The 25,553-nt window shown below is 71.4% G+C and carries 20 protein-coding genes and 1 tRNA gene; 15 read left to right on the top strand and 6 right to left on the bottom strand.

The annotated features are described in order from the left end of the window. Positions 1-28: 28 nt before the first annotated feature. Positions 29-682: a TetR/AcrR family transcriptional regulator gene (locus tag ACFZB9_RS12780; protein WP_391446360.1), complete on the bottom strand. Its 654-nt coding sequence runs from the start codon at positions 680-682 to the stop codon at positions 29-31. Between the two features lie 154 nt (positions 683-836). On the opposite strand from ACFZB9_RS12780, the gene ACFZB9_RS12775 reads away from it, so the two are divergent. Further along, positions 837-1,868, top strand: a complete 1,032-nt coding sequence (locus ACFZB9_RS12775) for a medium chain dehydrogenase/reductase family protein (protein WP_391446358.1) — start codon at positions 837-839, stop codon at positions 1,866-1,868. A 47-nt stretch (positions 1,869-1,915) separates the two neighbouring features. Here ACFZB9_RS12775 and ACFZB9_RS12770 read toward each other — a convergent pair whose 3' ends face one another. Further along, positions 1,916-3,115, bottom strand: a complete 1,200-nt coding sequence (locus tag ACFZB9_RS12770; RefSeq protein ID WP_391446356.1) for a citrate/2-methylcitrate synthase — start codon at positions 3,113-3,115, stop codon at positions 1,916-1,918. Between the two features lie 312 nt (positions 3,116-3,427). Between ACFZB9_RS12770 and ACFZB9_RS12765 the strand changes: the two genes are divergently transcribed. Next, positions 3,428-4,831: a citrate synthase gene (locus ACFZB9_RS12765; protein ID WP_391446750.1), complete on the top strand. Its 1,404-nt coding sequence runs from the start codon at positions 3,428-3,430 to the stop codon at positions 4,829-4,831. A 35-nt stretch (positions 4,832-4,866) separates the two neighbouring features. Here ACFZB9_RS12765 and ACFZB9_RS12760 read toward each other — a convergent pair whose 3' ends face one another. From ACFZB9_RS12760 to ACFZB9_RS12745, 4 genes are all read right to left on the bottom strand, one after another. Next, the gene (locus ACFZB9_RS12760; RefSeq protein WP_391446355.1) at positions 4,867-5,874 is read right to left on the bottom strand and encodes an NADP-dependent oxidoreductase; all 1,008 of its coding nucleotides are present in this window, start codon (positions 5,872-5,874) and stop codon (positions 4,867-4,869) included. Between the two features lie 363 nt (positions 5,875-6,237). Next, positions 6,238-6,807: a G/U mismatch-specific DNA glycosylase gene (mug, locus tag ACFZB9_RS12755; RefSeq protein WP_391446353.1), complete on the bottom strand. Its 570-nt coding sequence runs from the start codon at positions 6,805-6,807 to the stop codon at positions 6,238-6,240. 65 nt (positions 6,808-6,872) lie between these two features. Continuing rightward, a complete protein-coding gene (locus ACFZB9_RS12750; protein WP_391446351.1) occupies positions 6,873-8,204 on the bottom strand; it encodes a phosphatase PAP2 family protein in 1,332 nt (443 codons plus the stop codon). A gap of 557 nt (positions 8,205-8,761) precedes the next feature. Next, positions 8,762-9,250 carry a YajQ family cyclic di-GMP-binding protein gene (locus ACFZB9_RS12745; RefSeq protein WP_391446350.1) on the bottom strand — a complete coding sequence of 163 codons (489 nt, stop codon included), beginning with the start codon at positions 9,248-9,250 and terminating at the stop codon, positions 8,762-8,764. Between the two features lie 192 nt (positions 9,251-9,442). Here ACFZB9_RS12745 and ACFZB9_RS12740 point away from each other — a divergent pair. The 13 genes from ACFZB9_RS12740 (at position 9,443) to ACFZB9_RS12680 (ending at position 25,552) form a co-directional block, all read left to right on the top strand. Continuing rightward, a tRNA-Tyr gene (locus ACFZB9_RS12740) sits at positions 9,443-9,523 on the top strand. Between the two features lie 371 nt (positions 9,524-9,894). Then, positions 9,895-10,422, top strand: coding sequence for a universal stress protein (locus ACFZB9_RS12735; protein ID WP_391446348.1), 528 nt, complete (start codon positions 9,895-9,897; stop codon positions 10,420-10,422). A gap of 8 nt (positions 10,423-10,430) precedes the next feature. Then, on the top strand, positions 10,431-10,859 hold the full coding sequence (locus ACFZB9_RS12730; protein WP_391446346.1) for a hypothetical protein: 429 nt from the start codon (positions 10,431-10,433) through the stop codon (positions 10,857-10,859). A 132-nt stretch (positions 10,860-10,991) separates the two neighbouring features. Continuing rightward, complete coding sequence (locus ACFZB9_RS12725; RefSeq protein WP_391446344.1) at positions 10,992-12,971, top strand: APC family permease; 1,980 nt, start codon at positions 10,992-10,994, stop codon at positions 12,969-12,971. A 437-nt stretch (positions 12,972-13,408) separates the two neighbouring features. Next, positions 13,409-15,412 (top strand): APC family permease, encoded by a 2,004-nt coding sequence (locus tag ACFZB9_RS12720; RefSeq protein WP_391446748.1) that lies wholly within the window; start codon positions 13,409-13,411, stop codon positions 15,410-15,412. A gap of 213 nt (positions 15,413-15,625) precedes the next feature. Then, positions 15,626-15,838: a hypothetical protein gene (locus ACFZB9_RS12715; protein WP_391446342.1), complete on the top strand. Its 213-nt coding sequence runs from the start codon at positions 15,626-15,628 to the stop codon at positions 15,836-15,838. Continuing rightward, a complete protein-coding gene (kdpF, locus tag ACFZB9_RS12710; protein WP_184937114.1) occupies positions 15,835-15,924 on the top strand; it encodes a K(+)-transporting ATPase subunit F in 90 nt (29 codons plus the stop codon). The genes ACFZB9_RS12715 and kdpF overlap by 4 nt, the downstream gene beginning before the upstream one ends. A 1-nt stretch (position 15,925) precedes the next feature. Beyond that, positions 15,926-17,587, top strand: coding sequence for a potassium-transporting ATPase subunit KdpA (kdpA, locus tag ACFZB9_RS12705; protein WP_391446340.1), 1,662 nt, complete (start codon positions 15,926-15,928; stop codon positions 17,585-17,587). Further along, a complete protein-coding gene (gene kdpB, locus ACFZB9_RS12700; protein ID WP_391446337.1) occupies positions 17,587-19,701 on the top strand; it encodes a potassium-transporting ATPase subunit KdpB in 2,115 nt (704 codons plus the stop codon). The genes kdpA and kdpB overlap by 1 nt, the downstream gene beginning before the upstream one ends. A gap of 19 nt (positions 19,702-19,720) precedes the next feature. After that, the gene (gene kdpC, locus ACFZB9_RS12695; protein WP_391446335.1) at positions 19,721-20,353 is read left to right on the top strand and encodes a K(+)-transporting ATPase subunit C; all 633 of its coding nucleotides are present in this window, start codon (positions 19,721-19,723) and stop codon (positions 20,351-20,353) included. Positions 20,354-20,462: 109 nt separating this feature from the next. Then, positions 20,463-23,018 (top strand): ATP-binding protein, encoded by a 2,556-nt coding sequence (locus ACFZB9_RS12690; protein ID WP_391446333.1) that lies wholly within the window; start codon positions 20,463-20,465, stop codon positions 23,016-23,018. Continuing rightward, complete coding sequence (locus tag ACFZB9_RS12685) at positions 23,015-23,704, top strand: response regulator (RefSeq protein ID WP_391446331.1); 690 nt, start codon at positions 23,015-23,017, stop codon at positions 23,702-23,704. Before ACFZB9_RS12690 ends, ACFZB9_RS12685 begins: the two co-directional genes overlap by 4 nt. A gap of 327 nt (positions 23,705-24,031) precedes the next feature. Continuing rightward, positions 24,032-25,552 carry a hypothetical protein gene (locus tag ACFZB9_RS12680; RefSeq protein ID WP_391446329.1) on the top strand — a complete coding sequence of 507 codons (1,521 nt, stop codon included), beginning with the start codon at positions 24,032-24,034 and terminating at the stop codon, positions 25,550-25,552. Position 25,553 lies beyond the last annotated feature (1 nt).

Here is a 25,553-nt window from a genome sequence, read left to right as displayed (position 1 = left end):
GGTGCGCGCCTCGGGGTGGGTGTGCGCCTCAGGGGGCCAGCAGGCTGCTCAGTTCCGACTCGAAGAGCAGGGCGGGGTCGAAGCCCATGCCCGCGTAGTGGCCGGCGAGTTCGAGGGAGAGGACGCCGTGCAGGCGGGACCAGAAGGCCAGCGCCCGGCGCAGTGCCGGGGTGGCGGCCGGGTTGCCGCCGTCCCACTGGCGGTGGTCGGCCAGGTGTTCGTCGAACGCGGTGGTGGGGGCCGGGGCTGACAGCGGCTCGCAGGCCCGGAGCAGGACGGCCATGATCTCCGAGGCGATCGTCGTGACCTCCGCGGGTGCGTGGTAGCCGGGCACCGGTGTGCCGTAGATGAGGAAGTAGCGCTGCGGGTCGTCGAGCGCCCAGCGGCGCAGGGCGTGGGCCAGGCCGCCGAGGTCGGCGCCCGCGGCGGCGGCGCTCTGCACGGTGGCGGCCTCGCTGCGGTAGGCGTCCTTGATCAGCTCGGTGATCAGCTCGTCGCGACTGGCGAAGTAGCGGTAGAGCGCCGGGCCGCTCATGCCCAGTTGCTTGGCGATCGCGTTGAGCGAGAGCGCGGTGGCGCCCGCGGTCGCGATCTGCTCCCAGGCTCGTTCCTTGATCTCCGCGCGCAGCTGGCTCCGGTAGCGCTCGCGGGGGGTGGTCGGGTCGCCGGTCTTGGGAGTCATGGATCCACTGCCTCTCTCGGTTGGTTAGAGGCTATCACTCTCGCCAGTATGGCTAACAAAAGTTTTCGCGAACCCGTTGACAGGCCTTCGCTTCAGTTAGAAGCTGTAACTAACACAAGCGCCCCTAAGGGGCCTCTGGAAGGAGTGGATGGCGATGGGTGCCGCAACGTGCGTCGAGGTCGTGCTGCCGGGCAAGGTCGAGCCGGAGGGGCTGAAGATCCGGCGCGGGGCGGTCCCGGTGGCGGGCGCGGGCCAGGTGGTGGTCGAGGTGGAGGCGACCGGCGTCTCCTTCGCCGAGCAGCAGATGCGCCGCGGCCGGTACTACGACCAGCCGCCGTTCCCGTTCGTGCCCGGGTACGACCTGGTCGGCACCGTGCTGGAGACCGGCGCGGGCGTCGCGCCCGAGCTGGCCGGCCGCCGGGTGGCCGCGCTGGTGAAGGTCGGCGGCTGGGCCAGCCACGTGGTGCTGGACGCGCTGGACCTGGTGGAGGTGCCCGACGATCTCGGCGCCACGGAGGCGGAGGCCCTGCTGCTCAACGGCGTCACCGCCTGGCAGCTGCTGCACCGTCAGGCCCGGGTGCGCGCCGGGCAGACCGTCCTGGTGCACGGTGCCAACGGCGGGGTCGGCTCGGTCCTGGTCCAGCTGGCACAGGCGGCCGGGGCCCGGGTGATCGGCACCGCGACCGCCCGTCACCATGACGCGCTGCGCGCGGCGGGCGTGCTGCCGGTCGACTACCGCACCGAGGATGTGCCCGCCCGGGTACGGGAGTTGGCGCCCGGCGGGGTGGACGCCGTGTTCGACCACGTCGGCGGGCGCGGCGTGATCGACTCCTGGCGGCTGCTCGCGCCCGGCGGTGCGCTCGTCTGCTACGGCAGCGCCGCGACCCGGGACGACACGGGCTCCAAGCAGTGGCCGGTGTTCAAGCTGCTCGGGCGGGTCTGGCTGTGGAACAGCCTGCCCAACGGGCGCCGCGCCTCCTTCTACAACGTCTGGGCCGGGCGGGCCGTCAGCAAGTCCCGTTTCCGGGCCCGGCTGCGGACCGACCTGGCTCAGGTCTTCGCCGCCGCGCGGCGCGGCGAACTCGTCGCCCGGATCGGGGCCGAGCTGCCGCTGGACAGGGCTGCCGAGGCGCTGCGGCTGGCGGAGTCGGGGACGGTGGCCGGGAAGGTGGTGCTGAAGCCGTAGTGGGGGGAGGGGAGTTGGCGCAGTCGGGGCTACAGCTGCGGTGTCGGCTACGGGAGCGGCACCGGCTGTGGGGCGGCCAGGCCGGTGTAGCGGGCGGCGGGGCGGATGATCTTGCTGTCGGCGGCCTGCTCCAGGATGTTCGCGCTCCAGCCGATCACCCGGGCGGCGGCGAAGGTCGGGGTGAACATGGCGCGCGGCAGTCCGCACAGGTGCATCACCACGCCGGCGTAGAACTCGACATTGGTGTGCAGATCGCGACCCGGCTTGAGTTCGGCCAGGATCGTCAGCACCTGGCGCTCCACCTCGACGGCGAAGTCCACCAGCTCGCCCCCGAAGCCCTCGGCCACGGCGCGCAGCATCCGCGAGCGGGGGTCGTCGGTGCGGTAGACGGGGTGGCCGAAGCCCATGATCCGGTCGCCGGCCAGCACGCGCTCGCGGATCCAGCCGTCGATCCGGTCGGGGGTGCCGATCGCGTCCAGGGTGTCCAGCGCCCGGCTCGGCGCTCCGCCGTGCAGCGGACCGGAGAGCGCCCCGAGCCCGCCCACCAGGCAGGCCGCCAGGTCGGCGCCGGTGGAGGCGATCACGCGGGCGGTGAAGGTGGAGGCGTTGAAGCCGTGGTCCACGGTGGAGACCAGGTAGCGCTCGATCGCGCGGGCCTCGGCCGGGCCCGGCTCGCCCCCCGTCAACATGTACAGGTAGTTGGCGGCGTACGGGAGGTCCTCGCGCGGCTCGATCGGGGCCTGGCCCTGCTGCAGCCGGTAGAGCGCCGTGAGCACGGTGGGCACCAGCGCGGTCGCGAAGAGCGCGTCCTCGATCCGCTGCTCGGGCGCGGTGTCGTAGAGCGGTCGGCTGCCCCGGGCGGCCGACGCGATGGAGAGCGCGGCGCCGAGGCCGGCCAGCGGGCCGGCGTCCTTGGTGGAGGCGGCCAGCGCGGGCAGCAGCGGGCGCAGTGCCTCGGGCAGGCGGCGCAGGGGTGCGGTGCGGGCGTGGAAGGCGGCGCGGGTGGCGGCGTCGGGCAGCTCGCCCAGCAGCATCAGGTGCCAGACGTCCTCCAGGCTGCGCTGTTCGGCGAGCTCGATCGCCGAGTACTGGCGGTAGTGGTAGAAGCCCTCGATCCCGCGGACGTCGCTCAGCGCGGTCTCGGTGACGACGACGCCCTTGAGGCCGCGCGGCACCTCGATGCCCGGGGGCTCGGTGGCGGGGGAGCGGTCGGTGGGGGTCCGGTCCGGGTCTATTGCGGTCGGCATGACTACCTCCTTCGGTGGGCTGGCAGTCGGTACTCTCCAAGTGTTGATCCATGTTGTCAATGTTGATTGAAATCAATGTGACATACTGCAGCTGAGCGAGATGGCCCGGGATCGCGGGGCAGCGCAGCGCAGGCGGCACGGCATGTGGGCAGGCAGGCCGGGAGAGGGGCAGGGATGGAAGAGCGCAGAGCCACGGGCGGGGCGGCAGGTGCGGGGAATGCGGCTGGTTGGTCTGCTGTGACCGGTGAGCCTGCTGGTGCGGCTTCTGGTGCGACTCCTGGTGCAGGGGAAGGGGCGGGTGCGCCGGGCCGGCTGACCACGCAGCAGGTGGCCGAGCTGCTCGGCGTCAAGGTGGCGACCGTCTACGCCTACGCCAGTCGCGGCCTGCTGAGCAGCGAGCGGGTGCCGGGCGGCAAGGGCAGCACCTTCGATGCGCGCGAGGTGGACGCCCTGGTGGCCGGTCAGCGCCGTCGGCTGCCGCGTCCGCCGGTCGCCGAGGCGGGGACGCCGCCGTTCTCCGTGCCGGGGCTGCCGCCCGTCGAGCCGGTCACGGTGCGCACCGCGCTGACGCTGATCGAGGACGGCCGGCTGTACTACCGGGGAGCGGACGCCGTGCGGCTCGCCGAGCGGTGCGGGTTCGAGGCGGTGGTCGGCTGGCTCTGGGGCGTGGGGGCGGACGCCGGGCCTGGATCGGCGGCCGACGCGGGTGCTGCTGGGTTGGGTGGGAGGACTGCGCCGGGCGGTGGGGCCGGCGAGGACGCCGTGGTCCTGCGTGCGCCCGAGGAGCTGGTGGCCACGTTGCGGCGGGCCGGGCGGGCGTTGCCGGCCACGGCTCGGCTGCCCGACCGGTTGCGGGTCTCGGCCGCGGTCGCGGCAACCGCCGACCCGCTGCGCTTCGACCTTCGGGAGGAGAACGTCCGGGCCGTGGGGGCGGGACTGATCGCCGCGCTGGTGGAGGCACTGCCGTCCGCTTCGGGGGCGGCGTCCGAGGTCGTCTCGGGGGCGGCGCCTGACGCCGCTTCGGGGGCAGCGCCCGGCGCTGCCGGGTCGCCGGCCGATGCCTCTCTCGCCGCCCGCCTGTGGACGCGGCTCTCGCCCGTCGCGCCGACGCGCGGTGCGGTGCAGTGCCTGGACCGCGCACTGGTGTTGCTGGCCGACCACGAGTTGGCGGTGTCCACGGTCGCCGCGCGGGTCGCGGCCTCGGCGCGGGCCCACCCCTACGCGGTCGTCTCGGCCGGCCTCGGCGCCAGCGACGGACCGTTGCACGGCGCTGCCAGCGCGCTGACCTATCGGATGCTCGGCGAGGTGCTGGCGGCCGGGGATGCGGTGCCGGTGGTCTCCGAGTACCTGCGCACCGGCGTGGCGATCCCGGGCCTGGGGCACCGGCTCTATCGGACAGGCGACCCGCGGGCCCGCGCCCTGCTCGAAGCCATGCGCCAACTGCCGGGTTCAGGCGATGTGTTGGCGGCCGTCGAGGCAGTGGTCCGGGCGGCCGGCGGGCCGCGGGCGCGGGCGGGCGACGCCGCCAACGTGGACCTGGCGCTGGCGGCGTTCGCGCAACTGGGAGGCATGGCGGCGGAGGCCGGCGAGGTGGTCTTCTCGGTTGCCCGGACGGCGGGTTGGCTGGCCCATGCGATGGAGGAGTATCGCGAGGCGCCGCTGCGGATGCGGGCGCGTGGCGTCTACGTGGGCCCGCCGGTGGAACGGGACAACTGACAAGTCCGGTGCGGAGTCAGCTGATTGATGAGGCCTCAGGAATCGGCATCGCCGACCTGGACGATCATCTTGCCGATGTTCGCGCCGTCGAGCATGCCGAGGAACGCGGTCACGACGTTCTCGAAGCCGGTGACCACCGTCTCGTCCGCCCGGACTCGCCCGGAGCGGATGTGCGGGGCCAGGAAGTCCGTCAACTCCTGCTGGACATCACGGTATTCCCGTACCAGGAAGCCGTCCATCCGCAGGCTCTTGTGGACCACGTTGTAGAGGTTGCGCGGCGCGGCGGGGGGTTCGAGGCTGCTGTACTGGGCCACCGCGCCGCACCAGGCGATCCGGCCGTGGTCGCGCAGCACGTCGAGGGCGCCTTCGAGGTGGTCGCCGCCGACGTTGTCGAGGAAGGTGTCGATGCCCTCCGGTGCTGCCGCGCGCAGTAGTTCGCCGACCGGGCCGTCGTGGTAGTCGAAGGCGGCGGAGAAGCCGGCCCGCTCGGTGAGGTGCTTGACCTTGGCGGCGGATCCGGCGCTGCCGATGATCCGGCTCGCGCCGAGCAACTGGGCGATCTGGCCCGCCGCGCTGCCGACACCGCCGGCCGCGGCCGAAATGAAGATCGACTCGCCGGGCTGCAGGCGCAGGACCTTGGTCAGCCCGACGTAGGCGCTCAGCCCGGTGCCGCCCAGCAGACTGAGGTGGGTGCTGAGCGGCACGCCCTCGATCGGCCGCAGCACGCGCACCTCCGCGGCGTCGACCACGGCGTGGGTGCGCCAGGCCTTTCGGTGGAAGACGATGTCGCCGACGGAGAGTTCGGGTGTCCGTGACTCGATGACTCGGCCGATCGAACGACCCTCCAGCGCAGCGTTCAGCTCCCACTCGCCCTCGTCCATCGCCTCGCGCATATAGGGGTCGACGGAGAGGTAGATGTTCTCGACCAGCGCGTTGCCGGGGGTGAGCGGGGCGAGCTGATCCGCCACAAAGGTGAAGTTGTCGGCGCTGGGGCGGCCGACGGGGCGGGATACCAGGTGGACGGCCATGGGCTGACGGGACATCGCGAGCTCCGGGAGGGGATCGGCTGGTTGGGATGCGATCACCGTAGAAGCGCTGGGGAGCGGGTTGCAGAGGGGCGCGTTGATGGAGCGGGGGGCTTCCATGAGCGTGATTCATGGAAGGCGGGGGTGGTTGATGAATGAGCGGGCATTCATCGCGCGGGGGTTCCTGAATGACCGTTCATGCATCGTGGGGTGGCTGAGCGGGCGGGTGTGCGGCGTGGCAGGTGGCGGGGATAGTGCATGGCTGGTCATTTATGATCGCCCAGGAAGCTCCCACCCCACCCGCGCGCACCCGCCCCATCAATGATGAATGACTGTTCATTCATTAACCGTGGGCCCCGCCTGTGCCGGAGCCGCCGCCACTCACTCCTCCACGGCCTCGCGCAGCTTGCGGAACTCCGCTGCCAGCGCGTCCAGCGAGTAGTGGGCGTTGAGGCCGCTCGGGTTGGGCAGCACCCAGACCTCGGTCGCGGCCAGCCCCTCGTCCTGCCGCCCGACCACTGCGCGCGGGTGTCCGAACGCCGCGCGGTACGCCCCGATGCCCAGCACCGCCAGCACCCGCGGCCGCAGGCGCGTCACCCGCTCGACCAGCGCCGTGCCGCCCTGCTTGAGCTCGTCCCGGGTCAGCTCATCGGCCTTCGCACTGGCCCGGGCGACCACATTGGTGATGCCCAGGCCCAGCTCCAGCAGCTCGCCCTGCTCGTCCGGCCGCAGCTGTCGGGAGGTGAAGCCCGAGCGGTGCAGCGAGGGCCAGAACCGGTTGCCGGGCCGGGCGAAGTGGTGCCCGGTCGCCCCGGACCAGAGCCCGGGGTTGATCCCGCAGAACAGCACGCGCAGGCCCGGAGCCGCGACATCGGGGATGGTCACGTTCTGGGCCGCCGCCAGCTGCTCGGCGTTGGGGCGGAACGGGGGCACGGGGGAGGGATTCTGCACCGGACCAGTCTGCCGGTGCCACCGCTCGCCCCGGAAGGCGTACCGCCCCCGCCCGCCCTGTGCCGCTAGCTCGGCGCGGTCGTCGTTGCCGCTGCGGCCTTCGCCGCCGCCGCTGCGGTCGTCGCGGTCGTCGTAGCGGCAGCCGCAGTCGCCGCGGTCGCCGTCGCCTTCACCGCTGCCGTCCTCGGCACCGCCGTCTTCGCCTTCGCGGTCGCCGTCGCGCCGGTCGGCTCAGGACTGCTGGGCGCGGACCGCGTGGCCAGCAGCTCCTGGGCCTGGCGCGCCTGCCGCTTCGCCGCGCGGCGGTCCAGCAGGCGGCCGAGACCGAAGACCACCACTGCCGCGTACAGCCAGCCCATCAGCACGTCGATCACGAAGTGCTCGGCGCCGTAGACCAGCGTGAACGCCATCGCCAGCGGATAGGCGGCCAGCAGGATCCGCAGCTTGCGCCCGGCCGTCGGCCAGAAGAAGAGGGCCAGCAGCATCGGGTACGCGGCGTGCAGCGAGGGCATCGCGGCCACGTCGTTGTCGAACTGGCTGCCGTTCTCGAAGATCGACCCGGCCCGGGGCAGCCCGCTCTGGGTCAGCACATCCGAGACCACCCGGGTCAGCTGCGGCAGGTGCCCGTTCTGTGCGACCAGCCACGGCGGGTCGGCGGGGTAGAGGATGTACGTCGCGAAGCCGGCGAAGGTCAGCGCCAGATAGAACGCGAGCAGCCGGGTGAACCGGTCGTGGCGCCGCCGCCAGAGCGCGGCCAGGACCACGAAGATCGCGAAGAAGTGCGACATGTAGACCGTGGTGCACAGGTAGTCGTACCAGTGCGGGTGTCCCGGCGTGTACAGCCAGTGCTGCAGTCGCACGGTCCACACCTGGCCGAAGCCGAACACCTTGTCGATCGCGAGCTGCGGCGCGTAGTGCACCGCCCACGGGGTGTGGGCGCCGTAGCCGCGCAGCAGCGAGTAGACGTAGACGGCGCCCATCACCGGGAGCCAGTCCCGCAGTACCCGCAGCCAGCCGCCTCGGTAGCCGCTGTGCACAGCACCGGCGACCAGCGCGCCGATCAGCCAGCAGAAGACCACGTCGTTCGCATAGGGCAGCCCGTTGGCCGCGATGTACCGCCAGAGGAGGAAGCCGTAGAGCGGCCAGGCCAGCAGCCGCAGGTGCCGGGTGCGGTACCGGAGGACGGCCAGCCGTTCACTCACCGGCGCGAGCCTCTCCTGGAGCGTGGCCAGTCGGCCGCGCCATCCCGTCGGCGGTGGCCCCGAGCGCTTGCCGCTGACGCCGGAGGCGCCGTTGGCCCCGCCCTCTGCCGGGTCCTCGGCGGTCGATGGGGAGCTGACCGGCGCCGGACGGGTCGCGTCGGCGGCGGAGCGGACGAGGTGGAGCGGGCTGGTCACCGGTGGCGTCCCCTTCGAGAGATCTGGTGGGGCAAGCCGGGTCAACGTAATGCTCGTTTTTTAAGAATTACTGAGCCCGGGCGTCGGCCCCGTGCCGTCGCGCCCCGATCCTGCCTCCGTGCCGGGTGTGCTGCCCACCCTTCGGGAGCCACCTGGCCTGGACTTGACCGGTTCGAACCCATTTGCGGGGGCAGCCGGCGCCCAGCGGACTTACACCAAATTCTCAGGAAACTTCCGCAACCGCGACCGCAGGCCCGAGTGCGGCAGGTCGCACGGGTCCATCACGATCCGTCACCAACCGCCCTGCGGAGGTCGCGGGACCCCGCCCTGCCCGGCCGACCCGCCCATCGCTCCTCGCGCACGAGTGCGGCGACAGTTGCTCGGGTGGATCGTCAAACCAACCGGCACGATGGACAGTTGGGAGAAGTGGGCGTGGCGGGTTGGCCTGCCGCAGGGGTGCCGCCCAGTGCGACCGCCCGCACGGCGGCGGCCGCTACGCGTGATGGCCGTGTCCGGGGATCCCCGGACACGGCCATCACGTGGCTGGACTCGGCCTGTCAGCGGTAGTTCGCGAACTGGATCGCGAAGTCCAGGTCCTTGCCCTTGAGCAGCGCCTGCACCTCCTGCAGGTCATCGCGGCTCTTCGAGGAGACACGCAGCTCCTCGCCCTGGATCTGGGCCTTCACGCCCTTCGGGCCCTCGTCGCGGATGATCTTGGAGACCTTCTTGGCATCTTCCTGGGAGATGCCCTCCTTGATCGTCGCGAAGATCTTGTACTCCTTGCCGGACAGCTGCGGCTCGCCCGTGTCCAGCGCCTTCAGCGAGATCTTGCGCGCGATCAGCTTGCTCTGGAACACGTCGAGGATGGCCTTGACCCGCTCCTCGCCGTCAGCCTTGAGTTCGATCCGCTCGCCCGTCCAGCCGATGGTCGCGCCGACGTTCTTGAAGTCGTAGCGGGTGGCGATCTCGCGGGAGGTCTGGTTGATCGCGTTGTCGACCTCCTGCTTCTCGACCTTCGAGACGATGTCGAAACTGGAGTCGGCCATCTGTGGTGGTCTCCTTGCGATGTCGGCAGCACTTGCCCCACCGATGCGGGGCTCTCACGCCCCCAGCCTATCCAGCACCACCCCGCCCCGACCCTCTGATCACCCGTGCCCAATCGAGTGGCGGAGCACCCCCTGCCATCAGGTAAGGTTTACCCAGTCGAACGGGGCAAGGCCCCGAGAGACACCAATCCTGGCTGGTTGCCCGAGCGGCCAAAGGGAGCAGACTGTAAATCTGTCGCGCAAGCTACGCAGGTTCGAACCCTGCACCAGCCACAGGATAGAGAAACAGCCCCCGATCTGCGGAAACGCAGATCGGGGGCTGTTTCGTTGTGCGGGCGGGCACGGACAGGCCCTGGCGCTGGGGAGGCCTGGTCGGCCGTCAGGACCGAGACCCCGAGCCGGGCCCGGCACCGGACAAACCCGTTCCGCCGGTACCTGGTTGACGCTCCCCTGGTGTGGCGCGGACGGCATGTGGCGCACCCGGAAGCAGGGGCAGGGGCAGGGGAAGCGCGCGGGCCGTGCGTGGGGGCGTCAGGGGGGCGTTGGGATGGGGGGTGGGCGCGTCAGGGTTGTGTCAAGGGGGTGATGGGGGGTGGGGGCGGCTCGGTTTGCTAGGGGGACGAGTCGGCGGAGAAGGGGCAGTCATGGGCGAGCGGCGGCGGGTCGTCGTGGGTGTCAGTGGGTCGCTGGGGAGTCTGGCGGCGCTGCACCGGGCGGCCGAGGAGGCGCGGCGGACCGGAGCCGAGCTGTTGACCGTGCTGGCGTGGATGCCGCCGGGCGGTGAGCACAGTGTGCGGCGGGCGCCCTGTCCGCCGCTGGTGTCGGCGTGCCGGGAGGCGGCGGTCGAGCGGCTCGGGACGGCGCTGGGGGAGGCGTTCCCGGGCGGGCTCGCGGGGGTGCCGCTGCAGTGTGTCGCGGTGCGTGGGGAGGCGGGGCCGGCGCTGGTGGCGGCGGCGGACGGGCCGGACGACGTGCTGATCGTGGGTACGGGCGGCGGCCGGTGGCGGCGGTGGTTGCGGCCGTCGGTGACCAACTACTGCGTGCGGCACGCCGGGTGCCCGGTGCTGACCGTGCCCAGGCCCCAACTGCTGCGCGAGCTGGCCTCGTTCGAGCGGCGCAACACCTACCACCTACCGCTGGAGACGATGGAGATGACCGGTTCGAGCCACTGACCGCGCCGATGTTCTTCTACACAGCGCGTCCTGGCGCGCGCCGCTACCGGCCGGTGGTGGGCCGGCTGGCGGTGCCGGGCTCCGGCGCGTTCGCGTTCCTCGGCAGTGCGGGGCTGGTGCTCGGGCTCGCCGGAGTGGGGGAGTTGCGGGCCGGCTGGGTCGCGCTGGGTGCCTTCGCGGTGCTCGGCGCGCTGCTCGGCCGGCGCTCGCGACCGGCGGCCGCACCGCTGATCGGGGTAGTGGAGTGGCTGTTCTACAACGGGTACGTGGTGCACCGGTACGCCGTGCTCGGGTGGGCCGGCGGCGCCGAGGTGGGGAGGGCGGGTCTGCTGACGGCTGCCGCGCTGCTGGCCGCGTGCTCGGCGACCTGGCCGCGGCGGCGGATCCGTGCGGAGCGGTGGGTGTTGCACGGCCTGCCGAGCGGCGAACGGCGGTGAGCGGTGGCCGGGTGCCGTCAACGGCGCGTCAGGGGTGCCGGGGCGAGCGTTAGGAAGGCGTATGGGGACGGGGGTGCGCCGGGCTTGCCCGGAGACGATGCGTAGCGCACCCGAGCACGGAGGATCCGTCCGATGTCCATAACCCCTGATGCCGCCCAGGCCGAGCCGCCGCATACCGGCCCGGCCGCGCGCCACCTGTCCGGCGGGAACCCGGCGCCCGGACAGGTCCCCGGACACACCTCAGGACACACCTCAGGACACGCCCCCGACGAGGCGTACGAGAAGGCGCACGACCGCGACAAGCTGACGGCGCTCGGCGGACTGGCCGCGCTGTCGCTGGACGCGATGGCCTCGGTGGCCTACGGGCCGGAGTCGATCGTCCTGGTGCTCGCCGCCGCCGGCAGCTACGGGCTGGGCTTCACCCTCCCGGTGACGGCGGCCATCGCCCTGCTGCTCGCGGTGCTCACCGCCTCCTACCGCCAGGTGATCGCGGCCTTCCCGGACGGCGGCGGCTCGTACGCGGTGGCCAAGACCCACCTGGGCCGGCGCACCGCGCTGACCGCCGCGGCCTCGCTGGTGATCGACTACATCCTGAACGTCGCCGTCTCGGTGACGGCCGGTGTGGCCGCGCTGACCTCGGCCTTCCCCTCCCTCTACCCGGACCGGGTCTGGCTCTGCCTGGGCGTGCTGGTCCTGGTGACGGGGGTGAACCTGCGCGGTATCGCGGAGTCGGCCCGCTGGTTCATCGTGCCCACCGCCGTCTTCGTGCTCTCGATCATGGCGATCATCGTGGTCGGCCTGTTCCGCTCGGCACCCGCCAGCACGGCCGCCGCCGCCGGGCACGCCTCGACCCTGGCCGCCAACGCGACCTCGGTCGGCGCGCTGCTGCTGCTCAAGGCCTTCGCCTCCGGCTGCTCGGCGCTGACCGGGGTGGAGGCGGTGGCCAACGCCGTCCCGTCCTTCCGCGCGCCGCGGGTCAAGCGGGCCCAGCACACCGAGGTGGCGCTGGGCGCGGTGCTCGGCGTGATGCTGATCGGCCTCGCGGTACTGATCGGCCGCTTCCACCTGCAGCCGGTGGAGGGCGTGACGGTGCTGGCCCAGCTGGCGGACGCCTCGCTCGGCCACGGCTTCGGCTTCTACCTGGTCCAGTTCGCCACCGTGATCCTGCTGGCGCTGGCGGCCAACACCTCCTTCGGCGGCCTGCCGGTGCTGATGCGGCTGCTGGCCCGGGACAACCACCTGCCGCACGTCTTCGCGCTGCGCGCCGACCACCAGGTGCACCGGCACGGCGTGCTCTTCCTGGCGCTGGTCTCGGCGGGGCTGCTGGTGGCCTCCGGCGGCGACGTGAACAGCCTGGTGCCGCTCTTCTCGATCGGCGTCTTCGTCGGCTTCACGATCTGCCAGGTCGGCATGGTCAAGCACTGGTTCCAGGAGCGCGGCGCGGGCTGGCGCGGCCGGGCGGCGCTGAACGGCTTCGGTGCGCTGCTGACCGGCGTCGCGACCCTGGTGGTCACCGGCACCAAGTTCACCGAGGGAGCCTGGGGCATCGTGGTGGCGCTGCCGCTGCTGGTGCTGCTCTTCGAGCTGGTGCACCGGGCGTACGGGCGGATCGGGGCGCGCCTGGAGCTGGGCAAGGTGCCCGGCCCGGTGGTCCGGCAGCGCTCGCTGGTGGTGGTCCCGGTGACGATGATCTCGCGGCTGACCCGGGAGGCGCTGTCCACCGCGGTCTCGCTGGGCGACGAGGTGCTCGCGGTGACCGTGGTGGCGACCGAGCCCGACGCGGAGGACCGGCAGAACCTGGAGGCGCTGCGCCGGGACTGGGAGCTGTGGCAGCCGGGGGTGCCGCTGATCGAGGTCCGGGACGCGCACCGGCGGCTGGGCCGGCCGCTGGTCGGATTCGTCAACGGGCTGGCCGGCGAGGCGCACGGCAGGGACGGCGAGGACGGCTACGAGGGCTTCGACGGCTACGACCGGATCACCGTGCTGATCGCGGAGGTCGAGCCGGTGCACTTCTGGCAGCGGGCGCTGCAGAACCAGCGCGGTGTGCTGATCGACCGCGCGCTGCGCCGGGGCACCGACGCGGTGGTCTGCCGCCTGCGGCTGCGGATGTAGTGGGGCCCAGGGGACGATCCCCGGCCGCTGGGGAGATCCCCAGCTGCTGGGGGCGATCCCCGGCCGACGAAAGCGCCCGACGGGACTCCCGTCGGGCGCTTTCGCGTCAGCCGGGAATACCCGGCCCGCCACCTGCGGTTGTAAGGCGCAACGATGCCTTTGACCATGCGAACAGGGCTCAAACATCACGATTAGCCTATATAAGTGGTAACGGCTCGATATGTGCTGCGCCCTTGGCGCGACGTCTTAACGCCGCCAAAGCGCTCGTCCGTCTCCGGGGCCACCCCTCCTGGCCTGCGGAAACGTTGCCGGACCCGGGCCGCTGAAGGCCGTCCGCCCCCCGCGAGTCGCCCGTTGTCCATACGCCCGGGGCGCATACGCTCGCGCTTGTGTTCAACCTGCCCTCGGCGCTCAAGCGTCTCGTGATCGGTAAGGCCATGCGCAGCGAGGAGCTGGGCGAGACCCTGCTCCCCAAGCGGCTGGCGCTGCCGATCTTCGCGTCCGACCCGCTCTCCTCGGTGGCCTACGCCACCGAGGAGATCCTGCTGGTGCTCACCGTCGGCGGCACCGCCTTCCTCTACCTGACTCCGTGGATCGCGGCCGGCGTGGTGGCGCTGATGGCGGTCGTGGTGCTGTCCTACCGGCAGGTGGTGCACGCCTACCCGGGCGGCGGCGGCTCGTACGAGGTGGTGACGCAGAACCTGGGCGCCAGGTCCGGTCTGGTGGTGGCCGCCTCGCTGATGGTCGACTACGTGATGACCGTCGCGGTCTCGGTCGCCTCCGGCGTGGACAACATCATCTCGGCGTTCCCCAGCATCGGGGACGCCCGGGTGCCGATGGCCTGCGGCTTCGTCGCCCTGCTGGCCGCGGTGAACCTGCGCGGTGTGCGGGAGTCCGGCAAGGCGTTCGCGGCGCCGACCTACATGTTCATCTTCGGCATCGTGCTGATGGTGGTCACCGGGTTCATCAAGATGGCCTTCGGACACACCCCGGTGGCCTCCAGCGCGCACTACGCGATCATGCCCACCGACCACAACGGGACGCTGACGGGCGTCGCCCTGCTGATGCTGGGCCTGAAGGCCTTCGCCTCCGGCTGTACCGCGCTGACCGGTGTCGAGGCGATCTCCAACGGTGTGCCGGCCTTCCGGAAGCCGAAGTCGAAGAACGCCGCCACCACGATGGCCGTCATGGGCATCACGGCCGTGGTGATGTTCATCGGCATCACCGCGCTGGCGCTGGTCGCCAAGGTGCACAAGACCAGCGACACCTGCCAGTTGGTGGGGTACCCGGGCGACTGCCACACCGCCTCGCAGCCGACCGTGATCGCGCAGCTGGCGTCCTCGATCTTCGGCGGGGACCACAGCATCCTCTTCTACTTCATCCAGGCCGCGACCGCGCTCGTCCTGATCCTGGCCGCGAACACCGCCTTCAACGGGTTCCCGCTGCTCGGCTCGATCCTGGCCCAGCACCGCTACCTGCCCCGGCAGTTCCACACCCGTGGCGACCGCCTCGCCTTCTCCAACGGCATCATCGCGCTGGCCGTGGTGAACATCCTGCTGCTGTGGGGCTACAAGGCGAACGTCTCCAACCTGATCCACCTGTACATCCTGGGTGTGTTCACCTCCTTCACGCTCTCCCAGATCGGCATGGTCCGGCACTGGAACGAGGTGCTCGGCAACGAGAGCGACCCCTCGGTGCGGGCCCAGGCCCAGCGCTCCCGGGTGATCAACGCCTTCGGCGCCTGCACCACCGGCCTGGTCCTGGTGATCGTCATGGCCACCAAGTTCCTGGAGGGCGCCTGGCTCGCGGTGCTCGCCGCGATCGTGCTCTTCGCGATGATGCGCGGCATCCGCCGGCACTACGACGCGGTGGCCGAGGAGCTGACGGTGGACGACCCGCACGCCGAGGCGGTGCGCCCCTCCAAGGTGCACGGCATCGTGCTGGTCTCCAAGGTGCACAAGCCCACCCTGCGGGCGCTGGGTTACGCCGAGGCGTTCCGGCCCGACACGCTGGAGGCGGTCAGCGTCGCGGTGGAGAAGGAGGGCATCGACGAGCTCAAGGAGCAGTGGAACGAGTTCGACATCCGGGTGCCGCTCAAGGTGCTGGACTCGCCCTACCGGGAGATCACCAAGCCGGTGGTGGCCTACGTCCGTTCGGTGCGCCGCACCAGCCCCCGGGACGCCGTCGCGGTCTTCATCCCGGAGTACGTGGTGGGCCACTGGTGGGAGCACTTCCTGCACAACCAGTCGGCGCTCTGGCTCAAGAGCCGGCTGCTCTTCACCCCCGGCGTGATGGTCATCAGCGTGCCCTGGCAGCTCTCCTCGGCGCCGCACGCCGATCACCCGGCGCGCCGGGGCCCCGGCGCGGTGCGCCGTGGTGAGCCGGCGGCCAAGGGCCGCGGCAAGGAGCGCGAGAAGATCGAGGCGCCGGAGAACGTCTGAGCCGGAACAGGCAGCACAGCCGGAGAACGCGCAGCCGGCGGCGGAGCCCCAGCAGGCCCCGGGTGGACCAGACGGTCCCCCGGGGCCTGCCGCGTTTTCGAACGCCCGCACGGCGCGGATGAGTCCACCCCGCCTCGTTGCCGCCGCGTTATCGCCTCGTGACCGCCTCTCGACGCGCCGTATGGAGGCCGTCAACAACACCACTGCGCCCGTATGGAGGGCGTCAAGAGTTGCCGGGGCGGCTCGAACGCACGATTTGCTACGTGGGCCGGTCTGCCGCCGGTGTCGTGTGGAGCCGCCCGGCCGCCCACGGCCAGGTTCCTGAAGCAACTGGTGGAGCTCATGCTCGATCTCGTCTTCATCGGCCTCACGATCGTCGTGTTCGCCGTGCTCGCCCTGATCGCGAAGGGGGTGGAGAAGCTGTGAGCGTCGAGAATCTCGCAGGTCTCATCGTCGCTGTCGTCCTCGTCGGCTACCTCGTCGTGGCGTTGATCTACCCGGAGAAGTTCTGACATGAGCTCCACTCTCGCGGGCTGGCTGCAGGCCCTCGCCCTGGTGGGCGCGCTGGCCCTGTGCTACCGGCCGTTGGGCGACTACATCGCCAAGCTCCTCACCACCGCCAAGCACCTTCGGGTCGAGCGCGGCATCTACAAGGTCATCGGGGTCGACGGCGACGCCGACCAGCGCTGGCCGTCCTACCTCCGCTCGGTGCTGGCCTTCTCGGTCGTCGGCATCCTCTTCCTCTACGGCCTGCAGCGGGTCCAGAACCACCTGATGCTCAGCCTCGGCTTCAAGGCCGTCGGCCAGCACAGCGCCTGGAACACCGCGATCTCCTTCGTGACCAACACGAACTGGCAGGACTACAGCGGCGAAGCCACCATGGGCCACGTCGTCCAGATGACCGGCCTGGCGGTGCAGAACTTCGTCTCCGCCGCCGTCGGCATCGCCGTGGTCGCCACCCTGATCCGCGGCTTCACGCGCAGCAGGACCGACCGGGTCGGCAACTTCTGGGTGGACCTCACCCGGATCAACCTGCGCCTGCTGCTGCCGCTGTCGATCGTCTTCGCGCTGGTCCTGGTCAGCCAGGGCCTGATCCAGAACTTCCACGGCTTCCACGACATCACCACCATCACCGGCGACACCCAGTCGATCCCGGGCGGTCCGGTGGCCTCGCAGGAGGTCATCAAGGAGCTGGGCACCAACGGTGGCGGCTTCTTCTCGGCCAACTCGGCCCACCCGTTCGAGAACGCGACCGGCTTCACCAACTGGCTGGAGATCTTCCTGCTGCTGGTGATCTCCTTCTCGCTGCCCCGCACCTTCGGCAAGATGGTCGGCGACAACCGCCAGGGCTACGCGATCGTCTCCGTGATGGCCATCTTCTGGACGGCCTCGGCCGCGCTGATGACCTTCTTCGAGACCCACGCCTCCGGTGTGGCACTGAAGGCGGCCGGCGCCGCGATGGAGGGCAAGGAGGTCCGCTTCGGCGTCTGGGCCACCAGCCTCTTCGCCTCCTCCACCACGCTGACCTCCACCGGTGCGGTCGACGGCGCGCATGACTCGCTCACCCCGGGCGGCGGTGGCGTGGCGCTCTTCGACATGATGCTCGGTGAGATCGCACCCGGCGGTACCGGCTCCGGCCTCTACGGCATGCTGGTCCTGGCCATCGTGGCGGTCTTCGTCGCCGGTCTGATGGTCGGCCGCACGCCCGAGTACCTGGGCAAGAAGCTCGGCGGCCGGGAGATGAAGTTCGCCTCCCTCTACATCCTCACCACCCCGGCGATCGTCCTGATCGGCACCGGTCTGTCGATGGCGCTGGGCGGCGAGCGGGCCAACATGGGCAACGACGGTGCCCACGGCTTCTCCGAGGTGCTCTACGCCTTCACCTCAGCGGCGAACAACAACGGGTCCGCCTTCGGCGGCCTGACGGTGACCTCGCCCTGGTGGGACACCGCGCTCGGCCTCGCGATGGTCTTCGGCCGCTTCCTGCCGATCATCTTCGTGCTGGCGCTGTCGGGTTCGCTCGCGCAGCAGCAGCCGGTCCCCGCCACCAAGGGCACCCTGCCCACTCACAAGCCGCTCTTCGTGGGCCTGCTGTCGGGCGTTGTCCTGATCGTGGTTGGCCTCACCTACTTCCCGGCCCTGGCTCTCGGGCCGATCGCGGAAGGTCTGCACTGATGTCGTCCACCCTTACTCCCGCTCCCGCCGACCAGGCGCCGGCTGCCGAGCAGCCGCACCGCGTCTCGTCCGGCCTGCTCGACCCCAAGCTGATCGTCGCCTCCCTGCCGGACGCGGTGAAGAAGCTCGACCCGCGGGTCATGATCAAGAACCCGGTCATGTTCGTGGTCGAGGTCGGCTCGGTGGTCACCACCGTCGACGCGATCGCCAAGCCCTCGGTCTTCGCCTGGGCGATCACCGTCTGGCTCTGGCTCACCGTGATCTTCGCCAACCTGGCCGAGGCCGTGGCCGAGGGCCGTGGCAAGGCGCAGGCCGACACGCTGCGCCGCACCAAGACCGAGACGATGGCCCGGCGCCTCGTCAACTGGCCCACCTCGCAGGCCGAGGAGGAGGTGGCCGGCACCGAGCTGCGGCTCGGCGACCACGTGGTGATCGAGGCCGGCCAGATCATCCCCGGCGACGGTGACGTGGTCGAGGGTGTCGCCAGCGTGGACGAGTCGGCGATCACCGGTGAGTCCGCGCCGGTGATCCGCGAGTCCGGCGGTGACCGCAGCGCGGTCACCGGTGGCACCAAGGTGCTCTCCGACAAGATCGTGGTGAAGATCGCCTCGGAGCCCGGCAAGTCCTTCATCGACCGGATGATCGCCCTGGTCGAGGGCGCCGCCCGGCAGAAGACGCCGAACGAGATCGCGCTCAACATCCTGCTCGCCTCGCTGACCATCGTCTTCCTGGTCACCGTCGCCGCGCTGCAGCCGATGGCCGCCTTCGCCGGCGCCCCGCAGACCCTGATCGTGCTGGTCTCGCTGGTCGTCGCGCTGATCCCGACCACCATCGGCGCGCTGCTCTCCGCGATCGGCATCGCCGGTATGGACCGCCTGGTGCAGCGCAACGTGCTGGCCATGTCGGGCCGCGCCGTCGAGGCCGCCGGTGACGTCAACACCCTGCTGCTGGACAAGACCGGCACCATCACCCTGGGCAACCGCCAGGCCGCCGAGTTCCTGCCCGCCACGGGCGTGGAGTCCGGCGAGCTGGCCGACGCCGCGCAGCTCTCCAGCCTGGCCGACGAGACCCCCGAGGGTCGCTCGATCGTGGTGCTGGCCAAGACCGAGTACGGTCTGCGGGCCCGCGCCCAGGGCGAACTGACGAACGCCACCTGGGTCCCGTTCACCGCCCAGACCCGCATGTCGGGTGTGGACCTGGAGGAGGCCGACGGCATCCACTCGGTGCGCAAGGGCGCGGCCGGCTCGGTCACCCGCTGGGTCACCGAGAACGGCGGCACGGTCGGCGAGGACATCGCCCAGCTGGTCGACGGCATCTCCGCCGCCGGTGGCACCCCGCTGGTGGTGGCCAACAAGATCGGCGGCGCCCCGGCCCGCGCCCTCGGGGTGATCTACCTCAAGGACGTGGTCAAGGAGGGCATGAAGGAGCGCTTCGACGAGCTCCGCCGGATGGGCATCAAGACCATCATGATCACGGGCGACAACCCGCTGACCGCCAAGGCGATCGCGGAGGAGGCCGGCGTGGACGACTTCCTCGCCGAGGCCACGCCCGAGGACAAGATGGCCCTGATCAAGAAGGAGCAGGAGGGTGGCAAGCTGGTCGCGATGACCGGTGACGGCACCAACGACGCTCCGGCCCTGGCCCAGGCCGACGTGGGTGTGGCGATGAACACCGGCACCATGGCGGCCAAGGAGGCCGGCAACATGGTGGACCTGGACTCCAACCCCACCAAGCTGATCGAGATCGTCGAGATCGGCAAGCAGCTGCTCATCACCCGCGGCGCGCTCACCACCTTCTCGATCGCCAACGACGTCGCGAAGTACTTCGCGATCATCCCGGCGATGTTCGCCTCGGTCTACCCGGGCCTGCAGCACCTCAACATCATGGATCTGCACAGCCCCAAGTCCGCGATCACCTCGGCGATCATCTTCAACGCCCTGGTCATCATCGGCCTCATCCCGCTCGCCCTGCGCGGTGTGAAGTACCGTCCTTCCGACGCCAGTTCGCTGCTCCGCCGGAACATCGGGGTCTACGGCTTCGGCGGTCTGATCGTGCCGTTCATCGGCATCAAGCTGATCGACCTCGTCGTCCAGTTCATCCCCGGTCTGCGCTGAGAAACGACAGGAAGCTCTCATGTCCAAGCCACTGCCCACCTCGGTGCGCACCCACTTCTCCGCCCTGCGGATGCTGCTGGTGATGACGGTGATCCTCGGGATCGCCTACCCGTTGCTGGTCACCGGGATCAGCCAGGTCGCCTTCTCCCAGAAGGCCAACGGCTCGATCGTCAAGGACGCCGGCGGCAAGGAGATCGGCTCCAGCCTGCTGGGCCAGAACTACAACCTGCCCAAGAAGGACCCGAACGACTCGAAGGAGGTGGCGCAGCCGGACCCGAAGTTCTTCCAGCCCCGCCCCTCCGCTGCGGGCTACGACCCGCACGGCTCGGCGGCCACCAACCTGGGCCCGAACAGCGACACCCTGCTGAAGTCGGTCAACGACGCCCGCGCCTCGATCGCCGCCTTCGACGGGGTCGACCCGGCGAGCGTGCCGGCCGACGCGGTCACCTCCTCGGGCTCCGGCCTGGACCCGCACATCTCGGTGGCCTACGCCGACGAGCAGGTCAACCGGGTGGCCAAGGCCCGCGGCGTCTCGGCGGACGCGGTCAAGGCGCTGGTCAGCAAGTACACCGAGGGCCGCTCGCTGGGCTTCCTCGGCGACCCCGGTGTCAATGTGGTGCTGCTCAACAACGCGGTCAACGAGCTGAAGTGACACCTCAGCTGACCGAGTGACCGGACCGGCCCGTGCGGGGAACCTGCCCCGCACGGGCCGGTCCGGCCTGTCTCTGCCCATCTTTTCGTGAAGAGAGAAGAAGCCCCCCATGGCTCGCGATCTCGCCTCCGCCGCCCCGCCCCGGCGCGGCCGGCTGCGGGTGTACCTCGGCTCGGCCCCCGGCGTCGGCAAGACCTACCGGATGCTGGACGAGGCCCGACGCAGACAGGAGCGAGGCGCGGACGTCGTGGTGGGCTACATCGAGTGCCACGGCCGCAAGCACACCGAGGGCATGCTGCAGGGCCTGGACGTGATGCCCCGACTGCACCGCAGCTACCGGGGCACCGAGTTCACCGAGATGAACGTCGAGGCGGTACTGGAGCGGCGCCCCGGCGTCGTCCTGGTGGACGAGCTGGCGCACACCAACATCCCGGGCGGAAAGAACGCCAAACGCTGGCAGGACGTCGAGGACCTGCTGGTCGCCGGCCTCGACGTGATCACCACGGTCAACATCCAGCACCTGGAGAGCCTCAACGACGTCGTCCAGAAGATCACCGGCACCCCGCAGCGGGAGACGGTGCCGGACGAGGTCGTGCGACGGGCCGACCAGATCGAACTCGTCGACATGGCCCCGCAGGCACTGCGCCGCCGGATGGCCCATGGCAACGTCTACAAGGCCGAGAAGGTGGACGCCGCGCTCTCCAACTACTTCCGGGTCGGGAACCTGACGGCGCTTCGGGAACTCGCTCTGCTCTGGGTGGCCGGGCGGGTCGACGAGGGACTGCGCGACTACCGGGCCGAGCACAACATCGACCGGGTCTGGGAGACGCGCGAGCGGGTGGTGGTCGCGCTCACCGGCGGCCCCGAGGGCGAGACACTGATCCGGCGCGCCGCCCGGATCGCCGACCGCACCGCCGCGGGCCAGATGCTGGCCGTGCACGTCACCCGCAGCGACGGCCTGGCCGGCGCCTCACCCGGCGCGCTGGCCAACCAGCGCCGCCTGGTGGAGACCCTCGGCGGCACGTACCACGTGGTGGTCGGCGACGACATCCCGAGTGCGCTGCTCGGCTTCGCCCGCGCCAACGACGCCACCCAGCTGGTGCTCGGCACCAGCCGGCGCGGCCGGATCACCCGCTTCCTGACCGGCCCCGGCATCGGTGAGACCACCGTCGACGAGTCCGAGGACATCGACGTCCACATGGTCACCCACGAGTTCACCGGGCGCGGCCGGCTGCCCAAGCTGGGCCGGCGGCACTCCCGGCGGCGCACGGTGGCCGGCTTCACCTCGGGCCTGCTGCTGCCCTTCGTGCTGACCGGCCTGCTCTCCCAGCTGCACCACACGCTCAACCTGACCACCGTCGCGCTGCTCTTCCAGCTCGGCGTGGTGGCGGTGGCGCTGCTCGGCGGTGCGGCCTCGGCGCTGGTGGCCTCGCTGATCGCCTCGCTGCTGCTCAACTACTACTTCATCCCGCCGGTGCACACCTTCACCATCGGCGAGCCCAACAACGTGATCGCGCTGCTGGTCTTCGCGATGGTCGCGCTCACCGTCTCCACGGTGGTGGACCGGGCGACCAGGCTCACCGGGCGGGCGGCCAGGGCGACCGCCGAGGCCGAGACGCTCTCCGCGCTGGCCGGCACCGTGCTGCGCAGCCAGGACTCGGGCCGGCACGGCCAGTCGGCGATACCGACCCTGCTGGAGCACTCCCGCAACACCTTCGGCCTGGACTCGGTGGCCCTGCTCTCCCGGGAGAGCGGCGAGGTGATCGCCCGCAGCGACTCCTCGGGGGACGGCGCGGACGAGACCGAGAGCACCGAGGTGCCGGTGGGCTCAGACGCGCTGCTGATCCTGACCGGGCGCCGGCTGACCGTCGACCAGCACCGGCTGCTGACCGCCTACTCGGCCCACGTGGCCGCCGCGCTGGAGCGCGACCGGCTGGCGGCGGTGGCCGCCGAGGTGGAGCCGATCAAGGCGGCCGACAAGATGCGCACCGCCCTGCTGGCCGCCGTCAGCCACGACCTGCGCACCCCGCTGGCCGCCGCGCTGGCCTCGGTCGGCTCGCTGCGCAGTCCGGACGTCGAGTTCTCGCCGGAGGACCAGGCCGAGCTGCTGGCCACCGCCGACGAGTCGCTGATCCGGCTCAACCGCCTGGTCGACAACCTGCTCGACATGAGCCGGCTGCAGGCGGGGGCGCTCACGCTGAACCTGGGCCCGGTCCACGTGGACGAGGTGCTGCCGCGCGCGCTCGACTCGCTGGCGAACCCCGACGCCCCGGTGCAGCCGCTCGACCTGGAGCTGGTGCCCGCCGTGCTGGCGGACGCCCCGCTGCTGGAGCGGGTGCTGGCCAACGTGATCACCAACGCGCTGCGCTACAACGCCCCGGGCGCCCCGGTGCTGGTCAGCGCGAGCACCCACCTGGACCAGGTGCAGATCCGGATCGCCGACCGCGGCCCGGGCATCCCGACCGCCGACCGGGACCGGGTCTTCCTGCCCTTCCAGCGGCTCGGCGACACCGACAACACCACCGGAGTCGGCCTGGGCCTGGCGCTCTCCCGGGGCCTGGCCGAGGCGATGGGCGGAACCCTGGAGGTCGAGGACACCCCCGGCGGCGGGACCACCATGCTGCTCACCCTGCCCACCGCGACGGAGGAGGACGAGGCACCGTGACACACATCCTGATCGTCGACGACGAGCCTCAGCTGCTGCGCGCGCTGCGGATCAACCTGCGGGCCCGCGAGTACAAGGTGGCCACCGCCGCCACCGCGGCCGCCGCCCTGGAGTCCGCCGAGCGCAGCCGGCCGGACGCCGTGCTGCTCGACCTGGGCCTGCCCGACCTGGACGGGGTGGAGGTGATCCACCGGCTGCGCGGGCGCGGCCCGGTGCCGATCATCGTGCTCTCCGGGCGCAGCGGCGCGGACGACAAGATCCAGGCGCTGGACGCCGGCGCGGACGACTACGTCACCAAGCCCTTCCTGATGGACGAGCTGTTCGCCCGGCTGCGCGCGGTGCTGCGCCGCCCGGCCGGCACCGCGGCGGTGACCAAGGCGCTGCTGGGGGAGTGGGTGATCGACCTGACGGCCGGCACCGTGCTGCGGGCCGCCGGCGACCAGGGGCCGTCCCAGCTGCGGCTGACCCCCACCGAGTGGAAGATCCTCACCATGCTGCTGGCCAACCCGGGCCGGCTGCTGCCCGGTCGGCAGATACTGCGCGCGGTCTGGGGGCCCGGCCACGAGGAGCGGGGCAACTATCTGCGGGTCTACTTCGCGGGCCTGCGCCGCAAGCTGGAGCACGATCCGTCGAGGCCGCGCCACCTGATCACCGAGCCGGGTATCGGCTACCGCTACGAGCCCTAGACGGCCAGGTAAAACCCCAGGTGGGCCCGGGGGCGCTAATGATGCGTCAAGACCGGTCCGGGAGGCGCCAAGGGGGCGTCAGGACGGAGCACAATCATCACGCCCAGGGGCTAGCGTCACTCGTGAGGAAACGGTTCCGCTCCGCTCCGTGGGGGAGCCCGGCTCACTGCCGGGTCAGGGGCTGGACCGTGCCGGACACCGGTGGATCCCGATCGGGACCCACCAGGAGCCGGCGGCCAGGTGATGGGGAGGGGACGCGCGGCCATGGCCACGGGAGTCACACCACAGGTTGCACCGGGGGAGATCCGCTCCGAAGGGACGGGTTCGGTGACAGCCGGAGGTGCTTCCGGGCCGCGCGCCCCCCGCACCGGCCGATCCTCCACCGCTGCCGCGCCGGCCTCGCGCACCTCAACCGCGGGGCCGGCGCCGGCCGGCCTGGCCCGGTTGTTCCAGCGGGCCTTCTGGACCACTCCGCGCCGGGTCCGCGCGCTCACCGCGGCCGCGCTCGCCGCCCTGCTGCTCTTCGCGGGGGTCGGCTACACGGTGCTCAGCGGCGCCCGGGACAGCGTGGACGCCATCGGCCACCACGCCGCCCCGCAGGCCGAACGGGCCTCGGACCTCTACTTCGCCCTCGGGGACCTGGACGCGCAGGCGGCCAACCTGCTGCTGGTCGGCGCCGACGAGGCCGACTTCGCCAAGCGCAAGGCCGTCGAGGACACCTACGACCAGCGCCGGGCCCAGGCGGACGCCGACCTGGAACAGGCCACCGAGGCGCTGTCCGGGGACGCGGCGGGCCGCAAGGCCGTCCAGGACGAGCTGGACGCGCTCGGCCAGTACGAGGCCCTGGTGGCCCGTTCCGACCTGCAGGAGAACACCGCCAGGTCGCTGCCGGGCAAGCCCTCCGCCGACGCGCTCAGCTCCTACCGGCAGGCCACCGACCTGCTGCGCAGTCAGCTGCTGCCCGACGCCGATCAGGTGGCCAACGCCAACGCGGCCGTCGTCGCGTCGAGTTACACCGCCCAGCGCGGCGATCTCGACTCCGGCTGGTGGTGGCTGCTGGTCACCGGGCTGCTCGCGCTGGGCCTGCTGGGCACGCTGCAGCGCACCCTGACGGTCCGCTACCGGCGGCTGATCAGCCCGCCGCTGATCGCGGCCCTGCTGCTGGCGGTGATCGGCCTCGGCTACGGCCTGTCGCTCGTCTCCGGCACCAGCGACCGGCTGCACACCGCCAAGGCGGACGCCTACGACTCGGTGATCGCGCTCAGCCGGGCCAAGGCGGTGGCCTACGACAGCAACGCCGACGAGAGCCGCTGGCTGAGCGACCCGAGCCGGGCGGACAGTTACGCGCAGGCGTTCTTCGACAAGAGCCAGCAGGTCGTGAAGCTGGACCACACCGACCCGGCCGACTACCTGGCCGCGCTGACCCAGGCGGTCAGCGCACACCAGGCCTCGGCGGGCACCGTGGGCTTCGGCGGCTTCCTGGGGGACGAGGAGCACAACATCACCTTCGCCGGTGAGCAGCAGGCCGCCGACCAGGTGCTGAGCGACTTCCGGACCTACCAGCAGGACGACCGCCAGATCCGCCAGTTGCAGGGCCAGGGCCGGCTGGCGGACGCCATCGCCTTCGACACCGGCACCGCGGTGGGGCAGTCGGACGGGGACTTCGGCAAGCTGAGCGACGCCTTCGACCAGGTGATCGCGATCAACCAGCACGCCTTCGACCAGGCCGTCCAGCAGAGCGACGACGCGCTGGGCGGCGGGGCGGCGATCGCCTGCGCGGTGCTGCTGGCGGGCGCGCTGGCGCTCACCGTGCTGGCGGTGCGGCCCCGGCTGCGCGAGTACCGCTGAG

It is taken from the genome of Kitasatospora sp. NPDC008050 (genome assembly GCF_042957465.1).
Lineage (GTDB): Bacteria > Actinomycetota > Actinomycetes > Streptomycetales > Streptomycetaceae > Kitasatospora.
The sequence above is the reverse complement of the archived record's forward strand: the minus strand, read 5'-3'. Positions and strand labels throughout refer to the sequence as shown.

Coding starts and splice junctions, on each gene's coding strand:
- ACFZB9_RS12780 (WP_391446360.1), bottom strand. CDS start 682: ATGACTCCCAAGACCGGCGACCCGACCACCCCCCGCGAGCGCTACCGG.
- ACFZB9_RS12775 (WP_391446358.1), top strand. CDS start 837: ATGGGTGCCGCAACGTGCGTCGAGGTCGTGCTGCCGGGCAAGGTCGAG.
- ACFZB9_RS12770 (WP_391446356.1), bottom strand. CDS start 3,115: ATGCCGACCGCAATAGACCCGGACCGGACCCCCACCGACCGCTCCCCC.
- ACFZB9_RS12760 (WP_391446355.1), bottom strand. CDS start 5,874: ATGTCCCGTCAGCCCATGGCCGTCCACCTGGTATCCCGCCCCGTCGGC.
- ACFZB9_RS12745 (WP_391446350.1), bottom strand. CDS start 9,250: ATGGCCGACTCCAGTTTCGACATCGTCTCGAAGGTCGAGAAGCAGGAG.
- ACFZB9_RS12735 (WP_391446348.1), top strand. CDS start 9,895: ATGGGCGAGCGGCGGCGGGTCGTCGTGGGTGTCAGTGGGTCGCTGGGG.
- ACFZB9_RS12730 (WP_391446346.1), top strand. CDS start 10,431: ATGTTCTTCTACACAGCGCGTCCTGGCGCGCGCCGCTACCGGCCGGTG.
- ACFZB9_RS12725 (WP_391446344.1), top strand. CDS start 10,992: ATGTCCATAACCCCTGATGCCGCCCAGGCCGAGCCGCCGCATACCGGC.
- ACFZB9_RS12720 (WP_391446748.1), top strand. CDS start 13,409: ATGCGCAGCGAGGAGCTGGGCGAGACCCTGCTCCCCAAGCGGCTGGCG.
- ACFZB9_RS12715 (WP_391446342.1), top strand. CDS start 15,626: ATGGAGGGCGTCAAGAGTTGCCGGGGCGGCTCGAACGCACGATTTGCT.
- kdpA (WP_391446340.1), top strand. CDS start 15,926: ATGAGCTCCACTCTCGCGGGCTGGCTGCAGGCCCTCGCCCTGGTGGGC.
- kdpB (WP_391446337.1), top strand. CDS start 17,587: ATGTCGTCCACCCTTACTCCCGCTCCCGCCGACCAGGCGCCGGCTGCC.
- kdpC (WP_391446335.1), top strand. CDS start 19,721: ATGTCCAAGCCACTGCCCACCTCGGTGCGCACCCACTTCTCCGCCCTG.
- ACFZB9_RS12690 (WP_391446333.1), top strand. CDS start 20,463: ATGGCTCGCGATCTCGCCTCCGCCGCCCCGCCCCGGCGCGGCCGGCTG.